Here is a 19,758-nt window from a genome sequence, read left to right on the forward strand (position 1 = left end):
CCGCATTTGGGCGACCCGCGTGACGTTTTGCAGCCTGCGGCTGGCGTCGGTGCCCTGATCTAAGCTGGATTCATGTCGTCACCCAGTACCGTCCGCATCGCCTCCGTCAACACGAACGGAGTTCGCGCCGCGTTCCGCAAGGGGATGGGTGACTGGCTCGAAGAGGCGAAGATCGACATCCTTGCCCTGCAGGAGGTCCGTGCGGCAACCAGCGACCTCGAGGGGCTCTTCGGGCCTGAGTGGGACATCCTCCACGACCCGGCAACGGCGAAGGGCCGGGCGGGAGTCGCCCTGCTGAGCCGGGCGAAAGCATCCATCCACCGGGTGGAACTCGGCGCGGCTGATTTCGACAGTGCGGGGCGCTGGCTCGAAGCCGACTACGACGTGAACGGTTCGATCATCACCGTCGTCTCCACCTATGTGCACTCTGGTGCGGTCGACACCCCGAAGCAGGTGGAGAAGTACCTGTTCCTGGATGCCATGACCGAGCGGATGCCGCAACTCGCTGAGCACTCCCCGTACGCCGTCGTCCTCGGAGACCTCAACGTCGGCCACCGCGAGTTCGACATCAAAAATTGGAAGGGCAACGTCAAGAACGCCGGGTTCCTGCCCCAGGAACGCGCGTACTTCGACCGGTTCTTCGGGCCGAAGGGTGCTGAAGTCACCGGTGTCGACGGATCGGTCGGCCAGGGCCTCGGCTGGGTCGATGTCGGCAGGGCCTGGGCGGGAGAGATCGACGGACCGTACACCTGGTGGTCGCAGCGCGGACGGGCGTTCGACAACGACACCGGCTGGCGTCTCGACTACCACGTCGCAACCCCGGCACTCGCGGCCACTGTCGTCGACTATCGCGTCGACCGGGCTGCCAGCCACGCCGAGCGATGGTCCGACCACGCTCCGGTTGTCGTCGACTACGCGGTCTGAGCCCTCCGGGCGTCCGCCACCCAACTTTCGCCTCACTTCGCCGCCCACGCGGCAACGATAAAAGGATTTCCGCTATGACCAAGCCCGTCCTGTTCTCAGGTATGCAGCCCTCGAACGATTCGCTCCACCTCGGGAACGTGGTCGGGGCGCTCCAGCAGTGGGTTGCGCTGCAGGAGGAGTACGACGCCTACTACTGTGTGGTCGACCTGCACGCCCTGACGAGTTCACCGAACCCGGACGAGCTGCGGGCGCGCACCCGCTCGACCGCTGCGCAGTACATCGCCGCCGGGATCGACCCGTCGAAGAGCACGCTGTACGTGCAGTCCCACGTGCCGGCACACGCCCAGCTGTCCTGGGTTCTCAACAACATCACCGGCTTCGGCGAGGCCGGGCGGATGACCCAGTTCAAGGACAAATCCGCGCGGTTCGGCGCCGATTCGACCACCGTCGGACTGTTCACCTACCCGGTGCTCATGGCAGCGGACATCCTGCTGTACCAGACCGACGTGGTGCCCGTCGGCGAAGACCAGCGCCAGCACCTGGAGCTGACTCGTGACCTCGCCGGCCGGTTCAACAGCCGGTTCGGAGACACGTTCGTCGTGCCGGAGCCGGTCATCCTCAAGGAGACCGCGAAGATCTACGACCTCCAGCACCCGGACGCGAAGATGTCCAAGTCGGCCGACAGCGAGGCAGGCCTGATCAAGGTTCTCGACGACCCCAAGGTCAACGCGAAGAAGATCATGCGGGCGGTGACCGACGACGATGCGAGCATCCGCTTCGACCGGGAGGCGAAGCCTGGTGTGTCGAATCTCCTGACGATCTTCTCGGCGATGTCCGGGCGTTCCATTGACGCGATCGTCGACGAGTACGCCGGTCGCGGCTATGGCGACCTCAAGAAGGGGGTCGTCGAAGCGGTCAACAGCGTGTTCGAGCCGGTGCGGGCCCGTACCCTCGAACTGCTCGACGACCCGGCGGAGCTCGACCGCCTGCTTGCGGTCAACGCTGCGAAAGCGAACGAACAGGCGGAGAAGACCCTCGCTGTCGCGTACGAGCGGGTCGGGCTGCTGCGGTAGCCGGGCGCACATAACTCCTCCAAACCGAGCCCGCGCGGCGGCTGCCCGGCGGAACGGCGGCCGGTGGAACCGGCGGTCCCACCGCCAAGACTGAATTGTGTGCGGGCTGCAGCCGCTTGGACCATCGCTGTGCGAAAGCCTGGGAGCGCGGCCGTTCGTGTCTGCCCTTGGCGACCCGGCGCACATAACTCCTCCAAACCGAGCCCGTGCCGCGGCTGCCCGGCGGAACGGCGGGCTGCGGCAGCTACCTGAGCGGCACCGAGACGGAATTGTGCGCGGACCCTAGCCCGCCCGCGCTCAGACGATGACCGAACGGAAGCCGGTGCGCGCCCGCAACAATCCCAGGATTGCGGCCACTACGCGCTCCGGCCGGAACATGATGTCCTCGTAGAGAAGCCTCAGCGACAGATACCCCAGCATGGCGAGCGTGGTGTCGCGGGTGCGATCGGTGATGTACCTGTCGGTGGCCGAGTGATAGGCCCTGCTGTCGGCCTCGACGACGAGGCATCCCTCGATCAGCATGTCGACCCTGCCGACACCGTCGATGAAGACCTGGATGTCGAATTCCAGGCCGGCGGCCCTCACGAGCAGGCGCAGGATCGTCTCAGAACCCGCCTCCGCCCTGCCGTCGCTGAGCGAGCGGATCGGCTCGAACCGGTGCGGCAGTGCGTCGAAGATAAGGCGCACATCGTCGGGCCCGATGATCCGCCGGTTGAGCGCGCTGTCAAGCGTTGCAACCGCCATCCGCGGCGGTTGGCAGCGTATTGCCTGGGCAACAGCATCCGTCGGACTCACCGCATGAGCCGACGCGTCGCCGGGCCGAAGAAGCGGCCGCCAGTGTAGTTCGATCCCCTCTCGGCCATCTCCTTTCGACAGACCGTCGCCTTTCGGCAGGGGCGCGCGGCTATCCGATGGACTCCGCAGACGCGAGGAACCCCGCTCGACGTGAACATGCCCTGGGTGATGGCGAAAGACGAAGACCTCCCGATCGGCGAGCGCCGAGACACAGGCTAGGCGACCACCGACCCGCACAGCTCGAAGGATGTGCTCGGGCGTACCGGCAAGGGCGTAGTGGTCGCGATACACCCGGACGAGGCGCCCGGATCGGACATCCCGAGTCAGTGTCCGACCGCGAGCCCCGCCGGCAAGGAGCTCGTCGCGACTCGCGATCAGGATTCCGTTCTGAGAAAAGGTCCGCAGATAGCTCACCCTCTGAGGATGGTGGCGTCGACCCACTGCCGGCCGGGCACTTCCCTGTTCGTGGAAAGACGACCGGCGCGGCGGACCTGTGGAGGAGCCGGGGTCTCCCGGGTCCGGTGCGCACAACTCCTCCTGACCGAGCTGCCGACTGCCCCGACCCCCCGGAAACCCGGGCAGGACCAGCCGCCGAAAGGAGGGAAGGCTGAATTGTGCACCCGAGCGGGGGCGACGACCGGCCAGTAGGCTGAAGCCATGGACGTGGTGCGACTCGAAACAGACCGTTTGATCCTTGACGCGCCGACCGAGCGGGACATCCCGTACATCTACGCCTATTGCCAGGACCCCCTGATCCAGCAGTTCACGACGGTCCCGCAGCCGTACGCGCTGTCGGACGCCGAAAACTTTCTCACCCGGGTGGTGAACCCGGGATGGGTGAACGGCACCGAGCTGACCTGGGCCATTCGGCGCAAGGAAGAGCACACGATTCTCGGCATCGTCTCGTTGCGGGACTGGAACGACACCCAGGCAATGGTCGGCTTCTGGCTCGGCGCCCCATGGCGCGGCCTCGGCTACATGCCCGAGGCGGTCCGCGCCGTTGCCCGCTGGTTCTTCTCCGGCCACTGGAACATTCCCGGTCGCGCATCCAACGAGTCCATCCTGTGGGAAGCCATGGTCGGCAACGTCAGTTCAGCCACCGTCGCCCACCGCACGGGCTTCCGTTACCTCGGAACCGGTCGCGCCGAGGTGGAGCGATTCGGTGAGTTTCCGTCGAGCCACCGTGCGGAGCTGACCCTGGCCGACCTGCCCGGCCCTGCAAACGGCTGGCCCACCGAAGCCTTCCAGCGATGACGAAGCTGGCTCTCTTCGACCTCGACGACACCCTGATGGACCACCGAGGCGCCGTGTCGCGCGGCATCCTGCGCCACGTCGACGCGACCGGCGCGTTCCCGCTGCCCGATCGCGAGCACTCGGTCGCCCTCTGGCACGAACTCGAAGACCGGCACTACCACCGGTACCTCTCCAAGGAGCTCACCTTCGCGGGGCAGCGGCGGGCGCGGGCCCACGATTTCGCGGCCGCGCACGGCGTCACCCTCTCGGCATTCGAAGCGGATGCCTGGTTCGACACGTATTTCGAAAGCTACCGGGACGCCTGGGAGCTCTTCGACGACGCCCTCCCCTGCCTGGACCGGCTGGCGGATGCGGGGATCCGCGTCGGCGTGATCACCAATGGTGAGGCCGACTACCAGCGGGTCAAACTCGAGCGCACCGGTCTCAACGACCGGTTCGAACACGTCATCGCGTCCGGTGCTGTCGGCTTTGCCAAGCCGGACCCGCGGATCTTCGAACACGCGTGTGCCCTCTTCGGCATCGATCCCGCCGACGCGCTGTACGTCGGGGATCGGCTGTTGACGGATGCCGCCGGCGCGGCGTCCGCCGGTCTCACGGGCATCTGGCTGAACCGCTTCGGAGCCGATGTCGTCGTCGGCGGCATCGGGCACGGCGAGACGTCTGAGGACCCGGCCGAGCTGGCGAAGGCTGCCGGCGTGCGGACGATCACGACCCTCGACGAGCTGTAGGCACCGCCCGACAGGAGGCAGCCGAGAGAACCGGCCGGATTCCCCTGTCGAGCGTGCGAAACCAGCATTCGCCCCTGTTGAGCCCGCGGCGCCCAACGAGAACGGGCCCGCCCCGTGCACACAAGCGCAGAGGACGGGCCCGATTCAGCGGAGAGGACTACTTCACGTCCTCGTCGACCCAGTCGAACGACTTGCTGACGGCCTTCTTCCACAGGCGCATCTGGCGGTCGCGGTCTTCGTCGGCCATCGACGGCTCCCAGCGCTTGTCCTCCTGCCAGTTGGCCCGCAGCTCGTCGAGGTTGGCCCAGAAACCGACCGCGAGTCCCGCCGCGTATGCCGCGCCGAGCGCCGTGGTCTCCGCAACCACGGGCCGCACGACCGGCACGTTGAGGATGTCCGCCTGGAACTGCATCAGCGCATCGTTGGCGACCATGCCACCGTCGACCTTGAGTTCGGTCAGGTCCACGCCGGAGTCGGCGTTGACAGCGTCGAGCACCTCGCGGGTCTGGAACGCCGTCGCTTCGAGCGCTGCCCTGGCGATGTGTCCCTTGTTCACGAACCGGGTCAGGCCGACGATCACACCGCGGGCTTCGGGACGCCAATACGGGGCGAACAGTCCGGAGAACGCGGGCACGATGTAGACCCCACCGTTGTCATCCACCGTGGTGGCGAGCGTCTCAACCTCCGGGGCCGAGTTGATGATGCCGAGGTTGTCGCGCAGCCACTGGATGAGCGACCCGGTCACCGCGATCGAACCCTCGAGCGCGTAGTGCGGCTTGTCGTCGCCGAGTTTGTACCCGAGCGTCGTGAGCAGGCCGTTCTTCGAGTGGACGATCTCTTCACCGGTGTTGAAGATGAGGAAGTTACCGGTGCCGTAGGTGTTCTTCGACTCACCTGGGTCGAACGCCGCCTGGCCGAAGGTCGCCGCCTGCTGGTCACCGAGGATGCCGGCGATCGGCGTCTCGCGAAGCAGGCTCGAGCTGTGCGCGGTTCCGTAGACCTCGCTCGACGACTTGATCTCGGGCAGCATCGACTTCGGGACGTTGAAGATCGAGAGGATCTCGTCGTCCCACTGCAGCGTCTCGAGGTCCATGAACAGCGTGCGGCTCGCGTTGGTGACATCGGTGACGTGCACACCGCCGTCGGTGCCGCCGGTCAGGTTCCAAAGCACCCAGCTGTCGGTCGTCCCGAAGAGCAGGTCGCCGGCCTCCGCTTTCTCGCGTGCGCCTTCGACGTTCTCGAGGATCCAGACGATCTTCGTGCCGGAGAAGTAGGTCGCGAGGGGCAGGCCCACCTTCTGCTTGAACCGCTCGACGCCCCCGTCCGCGGCGAGACGGTCGACGATCGGTTGGGTGCGGGTGTCCTGCCAGACGATCGCGTTGTAGATCGCCTTACCGGTGGTCTTGTCCCAGACCACGGCGGTTTCGCGCTGGTTGGTGATGCCGACCGCGGCGATGTCGTGCCGGGTCAGGCTCGCCTTGGACAGCGCCTGGCCGATGACCTCACGGGTGTTGTTCCAGATCTCTGCGGGGTCGTGCTCGACCCAGCCGGCCTTCGGGAAGATCTGCTCGTGCTCCAGCTGTCCGGTCGAGATGATCGACCCGGACTTGTCGAAGACGATGGCACGGGAACTGGTCGTTCCCTGGTCGATTGCTATGACGTAATCCGCCATGATGAGTACTCCTTTGTTGGCAGTGCGGTTTTACAGGGGTGCGGTGCGGACCGCAGGAATCAGACTGCGCCGACGGTCGGCAGAAGGACCAGGGATGCCCAGCCGGCGAGCGCGCCACCGAGCAGGGGCCCGACGACCGGCACCCAGGCGTAGCTCCAGTCGCTCGATCCCTTGCCGCGGATCGGGAGGATGGCGTGGGCGATGCGGGGTGCAAGGTCACGCGCGGGGTTGATCGCGTAACCGGTCGGCCCGCCGAGGGAGATACCGATGGACACAACGACGATCGCAACCGGCAGGGCGCCGAGTGCGGCAAGGCCGGGCGTCTCACCCTGGCGGCTGAAGGACAGCACCGCGAAGACCAGCACGAAGGTGCCGATGATCTCGGTCACGAGGTTCCAGGCGTAGTTGCGGATGGCCGGGCCCGTGGAGAAGACGGCGAGCTTGGCGCCGGCGTCGTCGGACGCGTCGAAGTGCTTCTTATACGTCACCCAGGCGAGGACGGCACCGAGGAACGCTCCGACCATCTCACCGCCGAAGTAGGTGAAGGTGGAGGCGAAGTCGACGGGGATACCATCGACGAACTCTGTCGTGCCGGCGGTGATGAGGCCAACTGTCACCGCGGGGTTCAGGTGCGCCCCGGAAAGGTACGCAGCGAGCACACCGATGTAGACAGCGAAACCCCATCCGAAGTTGATCAGGAGCCAGCCGCCGTTGAAGCCCTTGGTCTTCGCCAGAACGACGTTGGCGACCACTCCACCACCGAGCAGGATGAGGAGCGCCGTTCCGACGACCTCCGAGAGGAAAATAGATCCTAAAGTAACGTCCACGTTGACCTTCCTTGCTTATCTCGGCCCGGCCGAACAACACTGACCGGCATTGGTTTTCGTTGCTCTGTGCAACGTACCGACCTTTGACTCCACGGGACAAGAGGGTTCCCGTGAGAATGCGTGCAGTTATTCGCTTGCTCGTTGGCCCTTTCAGGCGCTGGAGCCCACCGAACGGGCGTCCAGCTGCACGCCGTGCACAGTGCGGAGGGTTTCCGCCGCAGTTTCGAGCTCCGCTTCGGCCTGCTCAGGCGTCCAGCCAAGCTGTCCCGCGAGCAGCGCCGTGAGTTCGGTGAGGAGGTCGGCCGTCACGCCGCCGGTGAACGCGATCGCCGTGCGTCGCTGCAGCAGGTCCAGCAGGTGAACCACATGCTCGGTACGGATGAGCCGCGCGATCTCCTGCACGCTGTAATCCGGTGCGTTCACCAGCCGGTCGTCGCCGGCCTCGGAGAGCTCCTCGATGAGGGCCGTCGCGTGGGTACCGTACCGTTCCATCAGCTGCAGGGCACGGGCCCGGCCGACCTCACGGGAGTTGTCCGCGAGCCACACCTGCATCCCGGCATCCGTCGACGGGAAGCCTGCTCCCCCGCCGATCGGCAGCCCAGCCGTCGGAACCGTCCTCGGCATCCCGAGGAGTTCCAACGTCTCGGTGGAGAGGTGTTCGGCCAGCGCACGGAACGTCGTCCATTTGCCGCCGACGAGGCTGAGCATGGTGCCGGAACCGAGGGCGGTTGGCACGATGCGGTAGTCGCGGGACACGAAACCGGGTTCGAGATCGCCGTGACCGGGCAACGGGCGGATGCCGCTGAACCGGTAGACGATGTTGCTGCGGTTCACAGGGATCGACGGGAAAACGTGCTTCACGAGGTCGAAGAAGTAATCGACTTCGTCTTCGGTGCAGATCGACGGCTCGGCCGGGTCCGCATCGATATCCGTTGTGCCGACCATGACCTTGCCCTTGATCGGGTAGATGAGCACGATCCGTCCGTCCTCGTGCTCGAAGAAAATCTCCCGGCCGCCGGTCGCGGCGAGCAGTTCGGGGTTGTCGAGGACGATGTGTGACCCTTTCGTCCCTCCCATGAGCGAGCTGGACTGGCCGAGCGCGTCGTTCGTCAGGTCGGTCCACGGGCCTGAGGCGTTGATGACGACCTCGGCTTGGAACGAGAACTCCTCTCCGCTCACACCGTCGCGCAGCCGCACTGCGCCGGCGTCGAACCCAACGGCCTCGACGTAGTTCGCGGCTCGGGCGTGGACTCCGGCGTCGAGTCCGTCGCGGAGCACGTCAAGCGCGAGCCGCTCCGGGTCGTGCACAGACGCGTCGAAGTACGTCGCGGTGTATTTCAGGTCCGCGTTGAGCTGCGGCAGGGCGGCGAGTGCTTTCTTCCTGCCGAAGAACCGGTGCCTCGGCACGGTGCCGCCATCGCGGGAGAAGGAATCGTAGAGCGCCAGCCCCACCTTGATCAGCAGTGCGCCGCGTTCCTGCGGCTTACCGGACTTGTGGGTGAGGAAGCGCAGGGGTGCCGAGACGATCCCTGAAAAGGTGGAGAAGATCGGAACGGTGGTCTGCAGCGGCTTCACGTAGTGCGGGGCGATCTTCAACAGGCCGTTGCGTTCGGTGACCGACTCACGGACGAGCCGGAACTCACCGTTCTCGAGGTAGCGGATGCCTCCGTGGATCATGTGGCTCGACGCGGCGGACGCGCCGGAGCAGTAATCGCCCCGCTCGACGAGCGCCACGTCGACGCCCTGCAGCGCCAGGTCGCGGAAGGTGGCCAGGCCGTTGATTCCTCCGCCGATTATGAGGACGCGGGCGCTCGGGCGGTTCCGCAGGGTCTCGACGGATGCCCGCTTGTGGCCTGGCTGCGTTGCTGGCTGTGTCATTGCCTTTGCCCTCCTCTGGCGACGCGGCCCGGGCGACGTGAGCCGGGCATCCGCGTGCGTTTCTCGTGTCCTGTCGATTGTTCGGGTATATTCACCGACGTGCAAACCCGATGCACAAACGTGCAAGGAGACCGTGAATGAGCCCGTTCAAAGCAGCGCAGCTGAGCCCGAAGACCCGGGACGCCCTCACCGCCGCCCAGCTGTACTACCTGCAGGACCTGACGATGGATGCCATCGCACACGAACTCCACACCTCCCGGTCGTCGGTGTCCCGGCTGCTCGGGCACGCGCGCGAGACGGGCCTCGTCGAGATCCAAGTGCGGTCTCCCCTCGACATGCCGCGCCAGCTCGAGGGCGACATCCGCGCCACATTCGGCGTGACCGCGCACGTCGTCCCGGTGCCCGACCAGACGAGCGACGTCGAACGGCTCGACCGGGTGGCGCTCTCCGCTGCACGGATTCTCGGTGGTTTCGTGGACTCGAACATGTCGCTCGGGGTCGCATGGGGGTCGACGATGAGCGCGCTGTCCAGGCACCTGCTCGCGAAACCCACTCACAACGCGACCATCGTCCAGCTCAACGGTGCCGCGAACCCGCGCACCACGGGCATCCTCTACGCCAGCGAAATCCTCCAACGGTTCGGTTCGGCGTACGGGGCCAATGTGCAGCAGTTCCCTGTGCCCGCCGTCTTCGATGACCCGGCCACAAAGGCCGCCCTCTGGCGCGAGCGCAGCATCAGCCGCGTCGTCGAAATGCAGAAGACGCTCGACGCCATCGTGTTCGGGCTCGGATCGCCGTTCGCGGGAGTGCCCAGCCACGTCTACATCGGCGGGTACCTCGACGACAACGACTTCGCCCAGCTGCGGGCGACAGGCGTCGTCGGTGACATCGCTACCGTCTTCTACCGTGAAGACGGGTCGAGCGACGGCATCCCCCTGAACGACAGGTCTAGCGGGCCGAGCCTCGACGTGCTTCGCGGCATCGCCCGCCGGGTGTGCGTTGTCTCTGGCGAGAGCAAACTGCAGACGCTCCGGGGTGCGCTCGCCGCGGGCCTCGTCACCGACCTCATCGTCGATTCGGGAACAGCGCGGCAGATCCTGGCCGGGTGAAACTCCCCCGTGACGCCGGATGTAACAGAAGCGGGGAATACTGTCGGGCCGGGCGCGTTGACCCTACGATAGACACAACGAATAACGTGCTCCGGGGTCGGTGAGAGTCCGAACCGGCGGTGATAGTCCGCGAGTTCCACACAGCAATGTGCGGAATTGAACTGGTGAAATTCCGGTACCGACGGTTATGGGTCAGGTTGCGAAAGCGGCAGGGCTCGAGTCCGGATGGGAGGCAGCACGCGCGTCGCAGGATCTTTCTCGATCCCTGCTCCGCGGTCGTCGACGGCGCTCGCGCTGATCACGGCACCCCGGGGCTCGTACGACAACGAGAAGAGAACCGATGGCGCCCCGCCCCACCGAGAGCAACGAGCACACCCCTGACGGCCTGGCCGCTCCCGCTCTGGCCGACGCCATGCGCCGTGCCCTCGACCTCGCGCGCCGTGGACCGGCGCGCGGAGTAAACCCGCAGGTGGGCTGCGTGATTCTCGACCAGACCGGCGCGGTGATCGCCGAAGGCTGGCACCGCGGCGCCGGAACCGCCCACGCCGAAACCGACGCGCTGTCGCAACTGGAGCCAGGTGCCGCCCGCGGCGCGACCGCCGTGGTGACGCTCGAACCGTGCAACCACACCGGCCGGACCGGTCCATGCGCGCAGGCCCTGATCGATGCCGGTGTCGCGCGCGTCGTGTACTCGGTCGACGACCCTGGCGAGCATTCCCGAAGCGGCGCCGTCCGGCTTCGCGCCGCCGGGGTCGACGTCGTCCCCGGCATCCTCCACGCGGCAGGCGAAGCGCTCCTCGGCAGCTGGCTCACGGCTGCCCGGCTCGGCCGCCCGTTCGTCATCGCCAAGTGGGCGCAGAGCCTCGATGGCCGCGCCGCCGCGAACGACGGCAGCAGCCGGTGGGTGACGGGGCCAGAAGCGCGCGCAGACGTGCACTTCCGCCGTGCCGCCGCCGACGCCATCGGAGTCGGAACTGGCACGGTCCTGGCCGACGACCCATCGCTGACCGCACGAACCTCAACCGGCACGCTCTACGCGTCGCAGCCGACGCCGGTGATCTTCGGCCGCCGCGACCTGCCCGAGTCCGCCGCCGTGCACGCGCACCCTCGCCGCCCGGTCCGACTCGACGGGCACGACCTCGCAGCCGACCTCGCCGCATTGCACGCCCAGGGCATCCGTTCGCTGTTCCTCGAGGGCGGACCGACGCTGATCAGCGCGTTCATCGCCGCCGGCCTCGTCGACGAATACCTCATCTACCTCGCCCCCACCCTTCTCGGAGGCAGCCGAACGGCCGTCACCGACATCGGCGTCGGCTCGATCTCAGACGCCAGGCGGCTCGCCGTCGACAGCGTTCACACCCTCGGTGACGATCTGTTGATCGTCGCCCGCCCGAAAGGACACTCCTGATCATGTTCACCGGAATCATCGAGGAAATCGGCGAGGTCACCGACGTCGACCGCACCCCGGATGCCGCCCGCATCACCGTTCGAGGACCGCTCGCCGTCACCGGCGCGAAGCACGGCGACTCGATCTCGGTGTCAGGGGTGTGCCTCACCGTCGTCGACCAGACCTCCGACTCATTCACCGTCGACGTGATGGCCCAGACCCTCGCCATGTCGACGCTCGACGGTGTCAAGCCGGGCCGCAGGGTCAACCTCGAGCGCGCAGCCGAGGTCGGCGACCGCCTCGGCGGTCACATCGTGCAGGGACACATCGACGGCACCGCGACGATCCTGTCGATCAGCGAGGGAAGCGCCTGGCGGGTGGTGCGGTTCAGCCTCGCCGACGACCTGGCACGGCTCGTCACCGACAAGGGGTCGATCGCCATCGACGGCATCTCGCTCACCGTGAGCGCCATCTCCCCCGCAAGCGAACCAGACCAGTGGTTTGAGGTGTCGCTCATCCCCGAAACCCTGACCGCAACAACGCTCGGCGTCCGAGTCGTCGGCGACCGGGTCAACATCGAAACAGACATCCTGGCACGCCACGTGGAGCGCATGCTCGCACTCCAGTGGGCCCAGGAACGGATGCCGACGGCACAGCCGGCCGGCGAAAGGAGCGACGCATGAGCCTCGCCACGATCCCTGAAGCGCTTGACGCGCTCCGACAGGGCAAGCCGGTGCTCGTCGCCGACGACGAAGGACGGGAGAACGAAGGAGACGTCATCCTCTCGGCCGAACTCGCTACCCGTGACTGGGTCGCCTGGACGGTGCGTAACACGAGCGGCTACATCTGCGCTCCCATGACGAACGAGATCGCCGACCGGCTTGAACTGCCGATCATGGTCCCGGACAGCCAGGACCTGCGCCACACCGCATACACGATCACCGTCGACGCCGCCGACCGGATCACAACAGGCATCAGTGCCGCCGATCGCGCGCACACGCTTCGTGCCCTCGGAAACCCGGATGCCGTCCCAACCGACCTCATCCGCCCAGGACACATCGTTCCGCTTCGCGCCGTCGACGGGGGCGTCAGACAGCGCGCAGGACACACCGAAGCGGCCGTCGACCTGATGACCCTTGCCGGGCTGACCCCGGTTGGGGCGATCTGCGAAGTCGTCGACGACGACGGTAACATGATGCGACTGCCGGGGCTCATCGCCCTCGGCGAGCGCCACTCGCTCCCGGTGATCACCATCGCCGCGCTCATCGAGTACATGAACGCTCGCGAGCTCTCCCCCACCGAATCCGCCGGGTCGGTTCCTGCGTCCGACTTCGACGACCGTGAACCCGCCACCGCATCCTCCGCCGTACTGTTCGAGGTCGAGACCAACGTTCCGACGACACACGGGACCTTCCGGATGCGTGCGTACCGCGACCGCAACACCGGCGCCGACCACGTCGCCATCCTCGCCGGCGACCACACGGCGCCCGGTGCGGTGGTCCGGGTGCATTCGGAGTGCCTGACCGGTGAAGCCTTCGGTTCCCTGAAGTGCGAGTGCGGCCCGCAGCTCGACACCGCCCTCGACGCGATCCAGCGACACGGCGGCATCGTGGTGTACCTGCGCGGCCACGAAGGCCGGGGCATCGGCCTGATCAACAAGTTGCGGGCGTACCACCTCCAGGAGAACGGCCTCGACACCCTCGACGCCAACCTCGCGCTCGGCCTGCCGGCCGACGCTCGGGACTACCTGGCGGCAACGTCGATCCTCCAGGACCTCGGCGCAACAAGCATCCGACTGCTCACCAACAACCCGGAGAAGGTGCGGCAGCTCGAGGAATATGGAGTCACCGTGACCGAACGTGTTCCCCTCGTGGTCGGCGTCGGTGCCTTCAACGAGACCTACCTCGAAACCAAACGTGACCGGATGGGCCACGAATTCACATCGACAGCAATTACGGCCGCAGGCCAGGAAAGCAGGACTACATCATGAGTGGCGAAGGATCCCCCCAACTGAACGTCGACGGCACCGGCCTCGAAATCGTCGTCATCGCCGGACACTGGCACGAGGAGATCACCAACGGGCTGATCGCCGGCGCGACCCGCGCCCTTGACGAGAGCGGGGCATCCCACCGTCTCGTCCGGGTCCCGGGCAGCTTCGAGCTCCCCGTGGCGGCGAAAGCGGCACTCGACGCCGGCGCGGATGCGGTCGTGGCGCTCGGCGTGATCATCCGCGGCGGGACCCCGCACTTTGAGTACGTGTCGGATGCCGCAACGTCCGGCCTCACCAATGTCTCGATCCAGACCGGCAAACCCGTCGGGTTCGGTGTGCTCACCCTCGACGACGAGCAGCAGGGGATCGACCGCGCCGGCCTGCCCGGGTCGAAGGAAGACAAGGGACGCGAAGCCGCCGAAGCAGCCGTGGCGACCGCCCGGCTGCTCCTCGACCTGCGCGCCTGAGCCGCGAGCCGTCTGCTCCGCGCGGTTTCCCGCGGTTTCCGCTGGAGCAGGCGACGGAGGCCTTCGGCATCGCCACGAACGGTGAAGCCAGCTGCAAGGTGCTGCTCGAATTCGACGTTTCGTAGCCGCACACGGGCCGTCCGAATCCCCGCGAGCGCCCGGCATCCGATTGCCGCAATTTTTTCTCCGGCGCGATCGGGGCGTAAGGTGTGTTGGTCCCGCCACAAGCGGGCCAGCACACTCTTCTCGCCGTTGGGGTGGCAGACGCGACCGGCCCGCGCCTCCATCGGCCCGTTTCCGCACTGTTCAGAAAGCGTCATGTCAGTCTCAGCCACCATCAGTCCAACGGCTCCGGCCAACCCGAAGTCACGGGTCATTCTCGCGTCCCTCGTCGGGACGACCATCGAGTTCTACGACTTCTACGTCTACGCCACAGCGGCAGTCCTCGTCTTCCCCCACCTCTTCTTCCCCCCGGGCAACGAGACGACGGCGCTGCTGTCGTCCTTCGCCATCTTCGGTGCGGCGATGGTCGCTCGTCCCCTCGGCGCCGTCTTCTTCGGGCACCTCGGCGACAAGGTGGGCCGCAAGACCACGCTCGTGGCAGCACTGCTCACGATGGGAATCGCGACGTTCCTGATCGGCCTGCTGCCGACGTACCTCGTGATCGGCTGGTTCGCCCCGCTGCTGCTCGTCATCCTGCGTCTCGCCCAGGGCTTTGCGCTCGGCGGCGAATGGAGCGGCGCTGCGCTGGTCGCAACCGAGAACGCACCCGCGGGCAAGCGTGCCTGGTACGGCACCTTCCCGCAGCTCGGCGCCCCCATCGGCTTCATCATCGCCAACGGCCTGTTCCTCATCATCGCGTTCCTGCTGCCGTCGAACGACCCGTCGCGGCCGTCTGACGCGTTCCTCGACTGGGGCTGGCGCATCCCGTTCCTGTTCTCCGCCGTCATGGTCATCGTCGGCCTCTGGGTTCGCCTGAAGCTCGTCGAAAGCGAAGCGTTCACCAACACGGTGAAGTCCGGCAAGGTCGCCAAGCTCCCGCTCAAACTCGTCTTCAAGAGCAACTGGCGCGAGCTGATCCTCGGCACCTTCTTCATGCTCGCCACCTACGTGCTGTTCTACCTGATGACGACGTTCTCGCTCAGCTACGGCCGCGCGCCGGTCGACCCGGCCGAGGGCCAACAGCCCGGACTCGGTTTCAGCTACAACACCTTCGTGCTGATGCTCATTGCCGGCGTCGTGTTCTTCGGCATCTTCACGCTCGTCTCCGGTCCGCTCGCCGACAAGTATGGCCGTCGCAAGACGCTCATCCTCGTCACCCTGGGCATCATCGCGTTCGGCCTGCTCTGGGTGCCGCTGCTCGGTGCCGGTTTCGCCGGCGTGATGCTCTGGCTCATCATCGGCTTCAGCCTCATGGGTATGACCTTCGGACCGATGGGCGCCCTGCTGCCCGAGCTGTTCCCGACGAACGTGCGGTACACCGGCTCAGGGATCTCCTACAACGTGTCGTCGATCCTCGGCGCCGCTGTCGCCCCGTTCATCGCCGTCTGGCTGTGGGCAACGGCAGACGGCAGCCCGGTCCTCGTCGGCGTGTACCTCTCGGCGATGGGCGCCATCACCCTGACCGCGCTGATCCTCGGCAAGGAAACGAAAGACGTCGACATCGACCGCTAGGTCTTTCGCTGTCACAACGGATGCCGTCCCTCGCCAACGCGAGGGGCGGCATCCGTTTTTGGTTCCCGCTGCAACCGAGTCACCGAGTCACCCGTTGCGGACCAGAACACCCGGCGCACCGCGTGAGCCCGTCCGGACCGAGTGAACCCGTGCACAGAGAGGCCACAGCACGGCGAGCGGCGCTCAGTCCAGGAAGAGGGCCCGCAGGCGTCTCGTCGTGAAGACGAGCCCGACCGCGATCATGACGAGGTAGTAGAGCACATGCCAGAGCAGCCCCACGTCGACCGCCCCTGTGGTCAGCGAACGCACGAGCTCGACCCCGTGCCAGAGCGGCAGACACTGGATGAGTGTCTGGATCACCGGCGGGTACACGCTGAGCGGGTAGAACGTCGCCGAGAAGAGGAACATCGGCAGCAGCAGAAAGTTGATCCAGTCCATCTGCTGGAACGTCTTCATGTAACTCGTCACGGCCATCCCGAAACTCGCGAAACCGAACGCGATGAGCACGACGGCGGGGAACGCGAGCAACGCCCACCAGGACAGGTTGAGCCCGAGCACCTGCATCACGAGCATGAAACCGGTGGCATAGAGAGCCCCGCGGAGCAGCGCGAGCGAGATCTCGCCGAGCGCGACGTCGAGCGGGCCGAGCGAGGTCGCGAGCATCCCGTCGTACAGCTTCGAAAACCGCATCTTGAAGAACACGTTCCAGGTCGAGTCGTAGATCGCCCCATTCATCGCGGCGACCGCCAGGAGCGCCGGCGCGATGAACGCCGCATAGGAGATCTCGGTGCCGCCGGGCCCATCGACGGTGCCGACGAGCGCCCCGAGGCCGAGCCCCATCGACAGCAGGTAGAACACCGGCTCGAACAGGCCAGACACGACGACGAGCCAGTTGGTCGACCTGGTCGCCCGCCAGCCGCGCGACATCACCGAACGCGCGTTGCCCGCATACAACGAACCGAGCGGGCGGTCGCGGCGAGCGGATGCCTCCACCAACGTCCCGGTCATTTCGACAGCCTCCGAACGGCGATCCGGCGCGCCCAGACCCAGCCGACGGCGAAGAGGACGGCCAGGTAGGCGACGTGAAGGACGGTGAGCCAGATCGGCTCGGCGTACCCGTAGCTGAACACCCGGGCCAGTTCGGTACCGTGCCAGAGTGGAGAGATCCAGCCGATCCACTGCAGGTAGAGCGGCAACTGCGCGAGCGGGAAGAAGGTCCCGGAGAACAGCGTCATGGGCAGCACGACGAAGCGCATCACCATGGCGAGCTGGCCCGTATCCTCGGTCAGCGTCGAGGTGTAGCCCATGAGAACCGCCCCGAACGCGAGCCCCGTGAGCACAGCGACCGGCACGGCCACCCAGCCGGCGGCATCCGGAACAGCGCCGAACAACGCCATGAAGACGTAGTAGAGCAGGCAGGTGAGCAGCATCCGCACGACGACGCTGATCACGATGCCGTCGATGATTTGCCCGGGTCGCAACGGGCTGGCGTTCATGCCCAGGAACACCGGGTTCCACTTGTAGCCGAGCATGATGGGATACGTGAACTCCTCGGTCGCCACAGTGATTCCGGCAGCGCAGAGCAGTGCGGGCGCGACGAACACGAGGTATCCGACGCCTCCGAACGCATCGTCGCCGAGGTTCGCGTCGACGAGGCTGGCGAGCCCGACTCCCGTCGCGAACAGGTAGACGAGCGGGTTGCCGATCCCGGTGAGCAGCACGGTCTGCAGGTAGGAGCGCATGACGCGGAACCGATGCTCCGCGACATACCAGGCACCCCATTTGCGCGCCCGGGCGGCAAGCGCCACCCCGCGCTCCAGATCCGACGGCGTCGCCAGGTCGGTCATTCGATCAGGCTCCGGCCGGTGAGGCGGAGGAACACGTCTTCGAGGCTCGACCGGCGCACCAGGCTCGTGATCGGCCGCAGCCCCAGCTCGGTGATGCGGACGAGCGCCGCCTCACCGTTATCGGAGTAAAGGAGGATCCGGTCGGGCAGCACCTCGACTCGGTCGCCGATTCCCTCCAGCCGGGCGGATGCCGCCGCGTTGCGATCGGACCCGAATCGCACCTCGAGAACCTCCCGAGACGAGTACCGGCGGATCAGGGACGCCGGCGACCCCTCGGCCATGATGGCGCCCTTGTCGATCACCACGAGGCGGTCGCACAACTGCTCTGCTTCATCCATGTAGTGCGTGGTGAGAAGCAGCGTGGTGCCCTGCTCCTTGAGCCGGAACAGCCGGTCCCACAGGATGTGACGCGCTTGCGGGTCGAGGCCGGTGGTCGGTTCGTCGAGGAGCAGCAGGCGCGGGTCGTTGATCAGGGCACGGGCGATGGTCAGCCGGCGTTTCATGCCGCCGGACAGGTCGTCGACTTTTGCCTTGACCTTGTCCTCGAGCTGGGCGAACGCCATCAGTTCGTCCGCGCGGGCGGCGACCTGCCGGCTGGGGAGGCCGAAATACCGCCCGTAGACGATGAGGTTCTCGCGGGCGCGCAGTTCCATGTCGAGGTTGTCGGATTGCGGCACAACGCCGAGCTGGGCGCGGATCTCCGGTCCGTACCGGTCCGGGTCGAGCCCGAGAACGTTGAGGGCACCGCTGGTCCGGGTCGACACGGCGCCGACCATCCGCATCGTCGTCGATTTACCGGCCCCGTTGGGCCCGAGCAGGCCGAACGCCTCCCCCGGCTGCACCTCGAACGAGATGTCGTCGACCGCCGCGAAATCCTGATATTTCTTGACGAGATTCTCTGCTGTGATGACTGCTGCCGGCACAGTTCTTCACCCTAGACCAGGCCTCTGACACGGGAAAGAGCGAGGCGTCAGTACGCACTGATGGAGCTTCCCGCCTCATCCAGCCCGGCGAATTCACCCGTCGCGGACCGAAGCACCCGGCGCACCGCGTGAACCAGTCCGCATCGAGTGAACTCGTGCACGGGGAAGAGCGAAGCGTCAGTACGCGCTGATGCCCGCGCCGATGAGGGACGTGCCGAGCACGAGGAACAGGACGACGTGCACCGTGGCGGCGTTCCTGCCCAGCCAGTCGCGGAAGTCGACCAGCTGCCGACGCCACACGTCCACGCCGAGCATCCCGCCGACGACGACCACAAGCATGCTCGAGACGGCGATGACGACCCAGACCAGGAGCACGAGGATGATCTCCCTCGGGCGGAAGTCCGCCCCACCGATCGTCAGGCCGGCGGCGACCCCCAGGGTGAGGTTCTTCGGCGAGGCGGCCCCGAGGCCGAAGCCGAGCGCGAGGCCCTGGGGCACCGTCATCGAGTTCAGGGCCGGGACCCAGCGCGGCAGGATCGGCGCCTTCCCGGGGATCGGCCGGATCCGCCATTCACCGATCGCGAGGTAAAGCAGCAGCGCGCCGAGCACGAGGAGGATCGTGCCGGCGACCGGGCGGGAGGCATCCGGCTCACCTTCGGGAAGAAGCCCGGCGAGCGTCGAGATCGCGAGCACAGGAACGATCACGCCGATCAGCCAGCCCCCGAGGAAGCCGAGGCCTGCTGCGTTCCCCCGCGGTGAGAGCACCAGGGTGATGGCCGCGAGGAGCGCGATCGGGCTGAGGGCGATACCGAGGGCACTCGTGAGGATGTCGCCGATGATCGAACCCATACTTGCGCTCCTTCGAAACTGTCAGAGCATCAGCCTAATCGCGCGAGCCCGGCGGTCGGCTGCCCGCGCGCCGGTGTCAACATTGGTTGACGATGACACGCGTGTCAACTAAAGTTGACAGCATGAGCATCGAAACGATCGGAACCCTCGCCGCCGAGGCCGGGTCGAACGACCCGATCCAGGCGCTCCGGGCAATCGCTAAACTTCAGAGGGAGCTCGATCGGGCAGAAGCCGTCGCAGTGCGCCGCGCGCGCAACGCGAACGCGTCATGGCAACTGATCGCCCTCGCCCTCGGCGTGAGCCGCCAGGCCGTCCATAAGAAGTACGGCCGACAGTAACCCACTCTCCCCCGTGAGGACCC

The 19,758-nt window shown here is 66.6% G+C and carries 19 protein-coding genes and 1 riboswitch; of the genes, 11 read left to right on the plus strand and 8 right to left on the minus strand.

Translation table 11 applies throughout. The features are described from left to right. Nucleotides 1-72 precede the first annotated feature (72 nt). Together BM197_RS00070 and trpS are read left to right on the plus strand one after the other, a co-directional pair. Entirely contained in the window at nucleotides 73-924 is an 852-nt protein-coding gene (locus tag BM197_RS00070; RefSeq protein WP_090707767.1) for an exodeoxyribonuclease III, read from the plus strand. Between the two features lie 74 nt (nucleotides 925-998). Next, entirely contained in the window at nucleotides 999-1,997 is a 999-nt protein-coding gene (gene trpS, locus BM197_RS00075; RefSeq protein ID WP_090707769.1) for a tryptophan--tRNA ligase, read from the plus strand. Between the two features lie 297 nt (nucleotides 1,998-2,294). Here the strand turns inward: trpS and BM197_RS16510 are convergent, their stop codons facing one another. Continuing rightward, the gene (locus tag BM197_RS16510; protein ID WP_245762321.1) at nucleotides 2,295-2,741 is read right to left on the minus strand and encodes an endonuclease domain-containing protein; all 447 of its coding nucleotides are present in this window, start codon (nucleotides 2,739-2,741) and stop codon (nucleotides 2,295-2,297) included. A 708-nt stretch (nucleotides 2,742-3,449) separates the two neighbouring features. On the opposite strand from BM197_RS16510, the gene BM197_RS00085 reads away from it, so the two are divergent. Both BM197_RS00085 and BM197_RS00090 read left to right on the plus strand, forming a co-directional pair. Further along, a complete protein-coding gene (locus BM197_RS00085) occupies nucleotides 3,450-4,046 on the plus strand; it encodes a GNAT family N-acetyltransferase (RefSeq protein WP_090707771.1) in 597 nt (198 codons plus the stop codon). Then, a complete protein-coding gene (locus BM197_RS00090) occupies nucleotides 4,043-4,774 on the plus strand; it encodes an HAD family hydrolase (RefSeq protein WP_090707773.1) in 732 nt (243 codons plus the stop codon). Before BM197_RS00085 ends, BM197_RS00090 begins: the two co-directional genes overlap by 4 nt. Before the next feature lie 157 nt (nucleotides 4,775-4,931). Here BM197_RS00090 and glpK read toward each other — a convergent pair whose 3' ends face one another. From glpK to BM197_RS00105, 3 genes are all read right to left on the minus strand, one after another. Next, nucleotides 4,932-6,446 (minus strand): glycerol kinase GlpK, encoded by a 1,515-nt coding sequence (glpK, locus tag BM197_RS00095; protein WP_090707775.1) that lies wholly within the window; start codon nucleotides 6,444-6,446, stop codon nucleotides 4,932-4,934. A 59-nt stretch (nucleotides 6,447-6,505) separates the two neighbouring features. Beyond that, nucleotides 6,506-7,273 carry an MIP/aquaporin family protein gene (locus BM197_RS00100; RefSeq protein ID WP_090707776.1) on the minus strand — a complete coding sequence of 256 codons (768 nt, stop codon included), beginning with the start codon at nucleotides 7,271-7,273 and terminating at the stop codon, nucleotides 6,506-6,508. Between the two features lie 150 nt (nucleotides 7,274-7,423). Continuing rightward, entirely contained in the window at nucleotides 7,424-9,151 is a 1,728-nt protein-coding gene (locus tag BM197_RS00105) for a glycerol-3-phosphate dehydrogenase/oxidase (RefSeq protein WP_090707778.1), read from the minus strand. Nucleotides 9,152-9,288: 137 nt separating this feature from the next. Here BM197_RS00105 and BM197_RS00110 point away from each other — a divergent pair, with 137 nt between their 5' ends. From BM197_RS00110 to BM197_RS00135, 6 genes are all read left to right on the plus strand, one after another. Continuing rightward, the gene (locus BM197_RS00110; protein ID WP_090707780.1) at nucleotides 9,289-10,260 is read left to right on the plus strand and encodes a sugar-binding transcriptional regulator; all 972 of its coding nucleotides are present in this window, start codon (nucleotides 9,289-9,291) and stop codon (nucleotides 10,258-10,260) included. 83 nt (nucleotides 10,261-10,343) lie between these two features. Next, a riboswitch (FMN riboswitch) is annotated at nucleotides 10,344-10,502 on the plus strand. A 170-nt stretch (nucleotides 10,503-10,672) separates the two neighbouring features. Next, nucleotides 10,673-11,668, plus strand: coding sequence for a bifunctional diaminohydroxyphosphoribosylaminopyrimidine deaminase/5-amino-6-(5-phosphoribosylamino)uracil reductase RibD (ribD, locus tag BM197_RS00115; protein WP_090708866.1), 996 nt, complete (start codon nucleotides 10,673-10,675; stop codon nucleotides 11,666-11,668). Between the two features lie 2 nt (nucleotides 11,669-11,670). Then, nucleotides 11,671-12,330: a riboflavin synthase gene (locus BM197_RS00120; protein WP_090707782.1), complete on the plus strand. Its 660-nt coding sequence runs from the start codon at nucleotides 11,671-11,673 to the stop codon at nucleotides 12,328-12,330. Continuing rightward, a complete protein-coding gene (gene ribB, locus BM197_RS00125) occupies nucleotides 12,327-13,637 on the plus strand; it encodes a 3,4-dihydroxy-2-butanone-4-phosphate synthase (protein WP_090707784.1) in 1,311 nt (436 codons plus the stop codon). The genes BM197_RS00120 and ribB overlap by 4 nt, the downstream gene beginning before the upstream one ends. Beyond that, entirely contained in the window at nucleotides 13,634-14,104 is a 471-nt protein-coding gene (gene ribH, locus BM197_RS00130; RefSeq protein ID WP_090707785.1) for a 6,7-dimethyl-8-ribityllumazine synthase, read from the plus strand. The genes ribB and ribH overlap by 4 nt, the downstream gene beginning before the upstream one ends. Nucleotides 14,105-14,422: 318 nt before the next feature. Continuing rightward, entirely contained in the window at nucleotides 14,423-15,778 is a 1,356-nt protein-coding gene (locus tag BM197_RS00135) for an MFS transporter (protein ID WP_090707787.1), read from the plus strand. Between the two features lie 183 nt (nucleotides 15,779-15,961). Here BM197_RS00135 and BM197_RS00140 read toward each other — a convergent pair whose 3' ends face one another. The 4 genes from BM197_RS00140 to BM197_RS00155 form a co-directional block, all read right to left on the minus strand. Beyond that, the gene (locus BM197_RS00140) at nucleotides 15,962-16,786 is read right to left on the minus strand and encodes an ABC transporter permease (RefSeq protein WP_090707789.1); all 825 of its coding nucleotides are present in this window, start codon (nucleotides 16,784-16,786) and stop codon (nucleotides 15,962-15,964) included. Then, nucleotides 16,783-17,625 (minus strand): ABC transporter permease, encoded by an 843-nt coding sequence (locus BM197_RS00145; protein ID WP_090707790.1) that lies wholly within the window; start codon nucleotides 17,623-17,625, stop codon nucleotides 16,783-16,785. The genes BM197_RS00140 and BM197_RS00145 overlap by 4 nt, the downstream gene beginning before the upstream one ends. Continuing rightward, nucleotides 17,622-18,548 (minus strand): ABC transporter ATP-binding protein, encoded by a 927-nt coding sequence (locus BM197_RS00150; RefSeq protein ID WP_090707792.1) that lies wholly within the window; start codon nucleotides 18,546-18,548, stop codon nucleotides 17,622-17,624. Before BM197_RS00150 ends, BM197_RS00145 begins: the two co-directional genes overlap by 4 nt. 177 nt (nucleotides 18,549-18,725) lie before the next feature. Continuing rightward, nucleotides 18,726-19,397 (minus strand): GAP family protein, encoded by a 672-nt coding sequence (locus BM197_RS00155; RefSeq protein ID WP_090707794.1) that lies wholly within the window; start codon nucleotides 19,395-19,397, stop codon nucleotides 18,726-18,728. A 122-nt stretch (nucleotides 19,398-19,519) separates the two neighbouring features. On the opposite strand from BM197_RS00155, the gene BM197_RS00160 reads away from it, so the two are divergent. Continuing rightward, nucleotides 19,520-19,735, plus strand: coding sequence for a hypothetical protein (locus BM197_RS00160; protein WP_090707795.1), 216 nt, complete (start codon nucleotides 19,520-19,522; stop codon nucleotides 19,733-19,735). Nucleotides 19,736-19,758 lie beyond the last annotated feature (23 nt).

The organism is Mycetocola miduiensis (assembly GCF_900115155.1).
GTDB classification, from domain to species: Bacteria; Actinomycetota; Actinomycetes; order Actinomycetales; family Microbacteriaceae; genus Mycetocola_A; species Mycetocola_A miduiensis.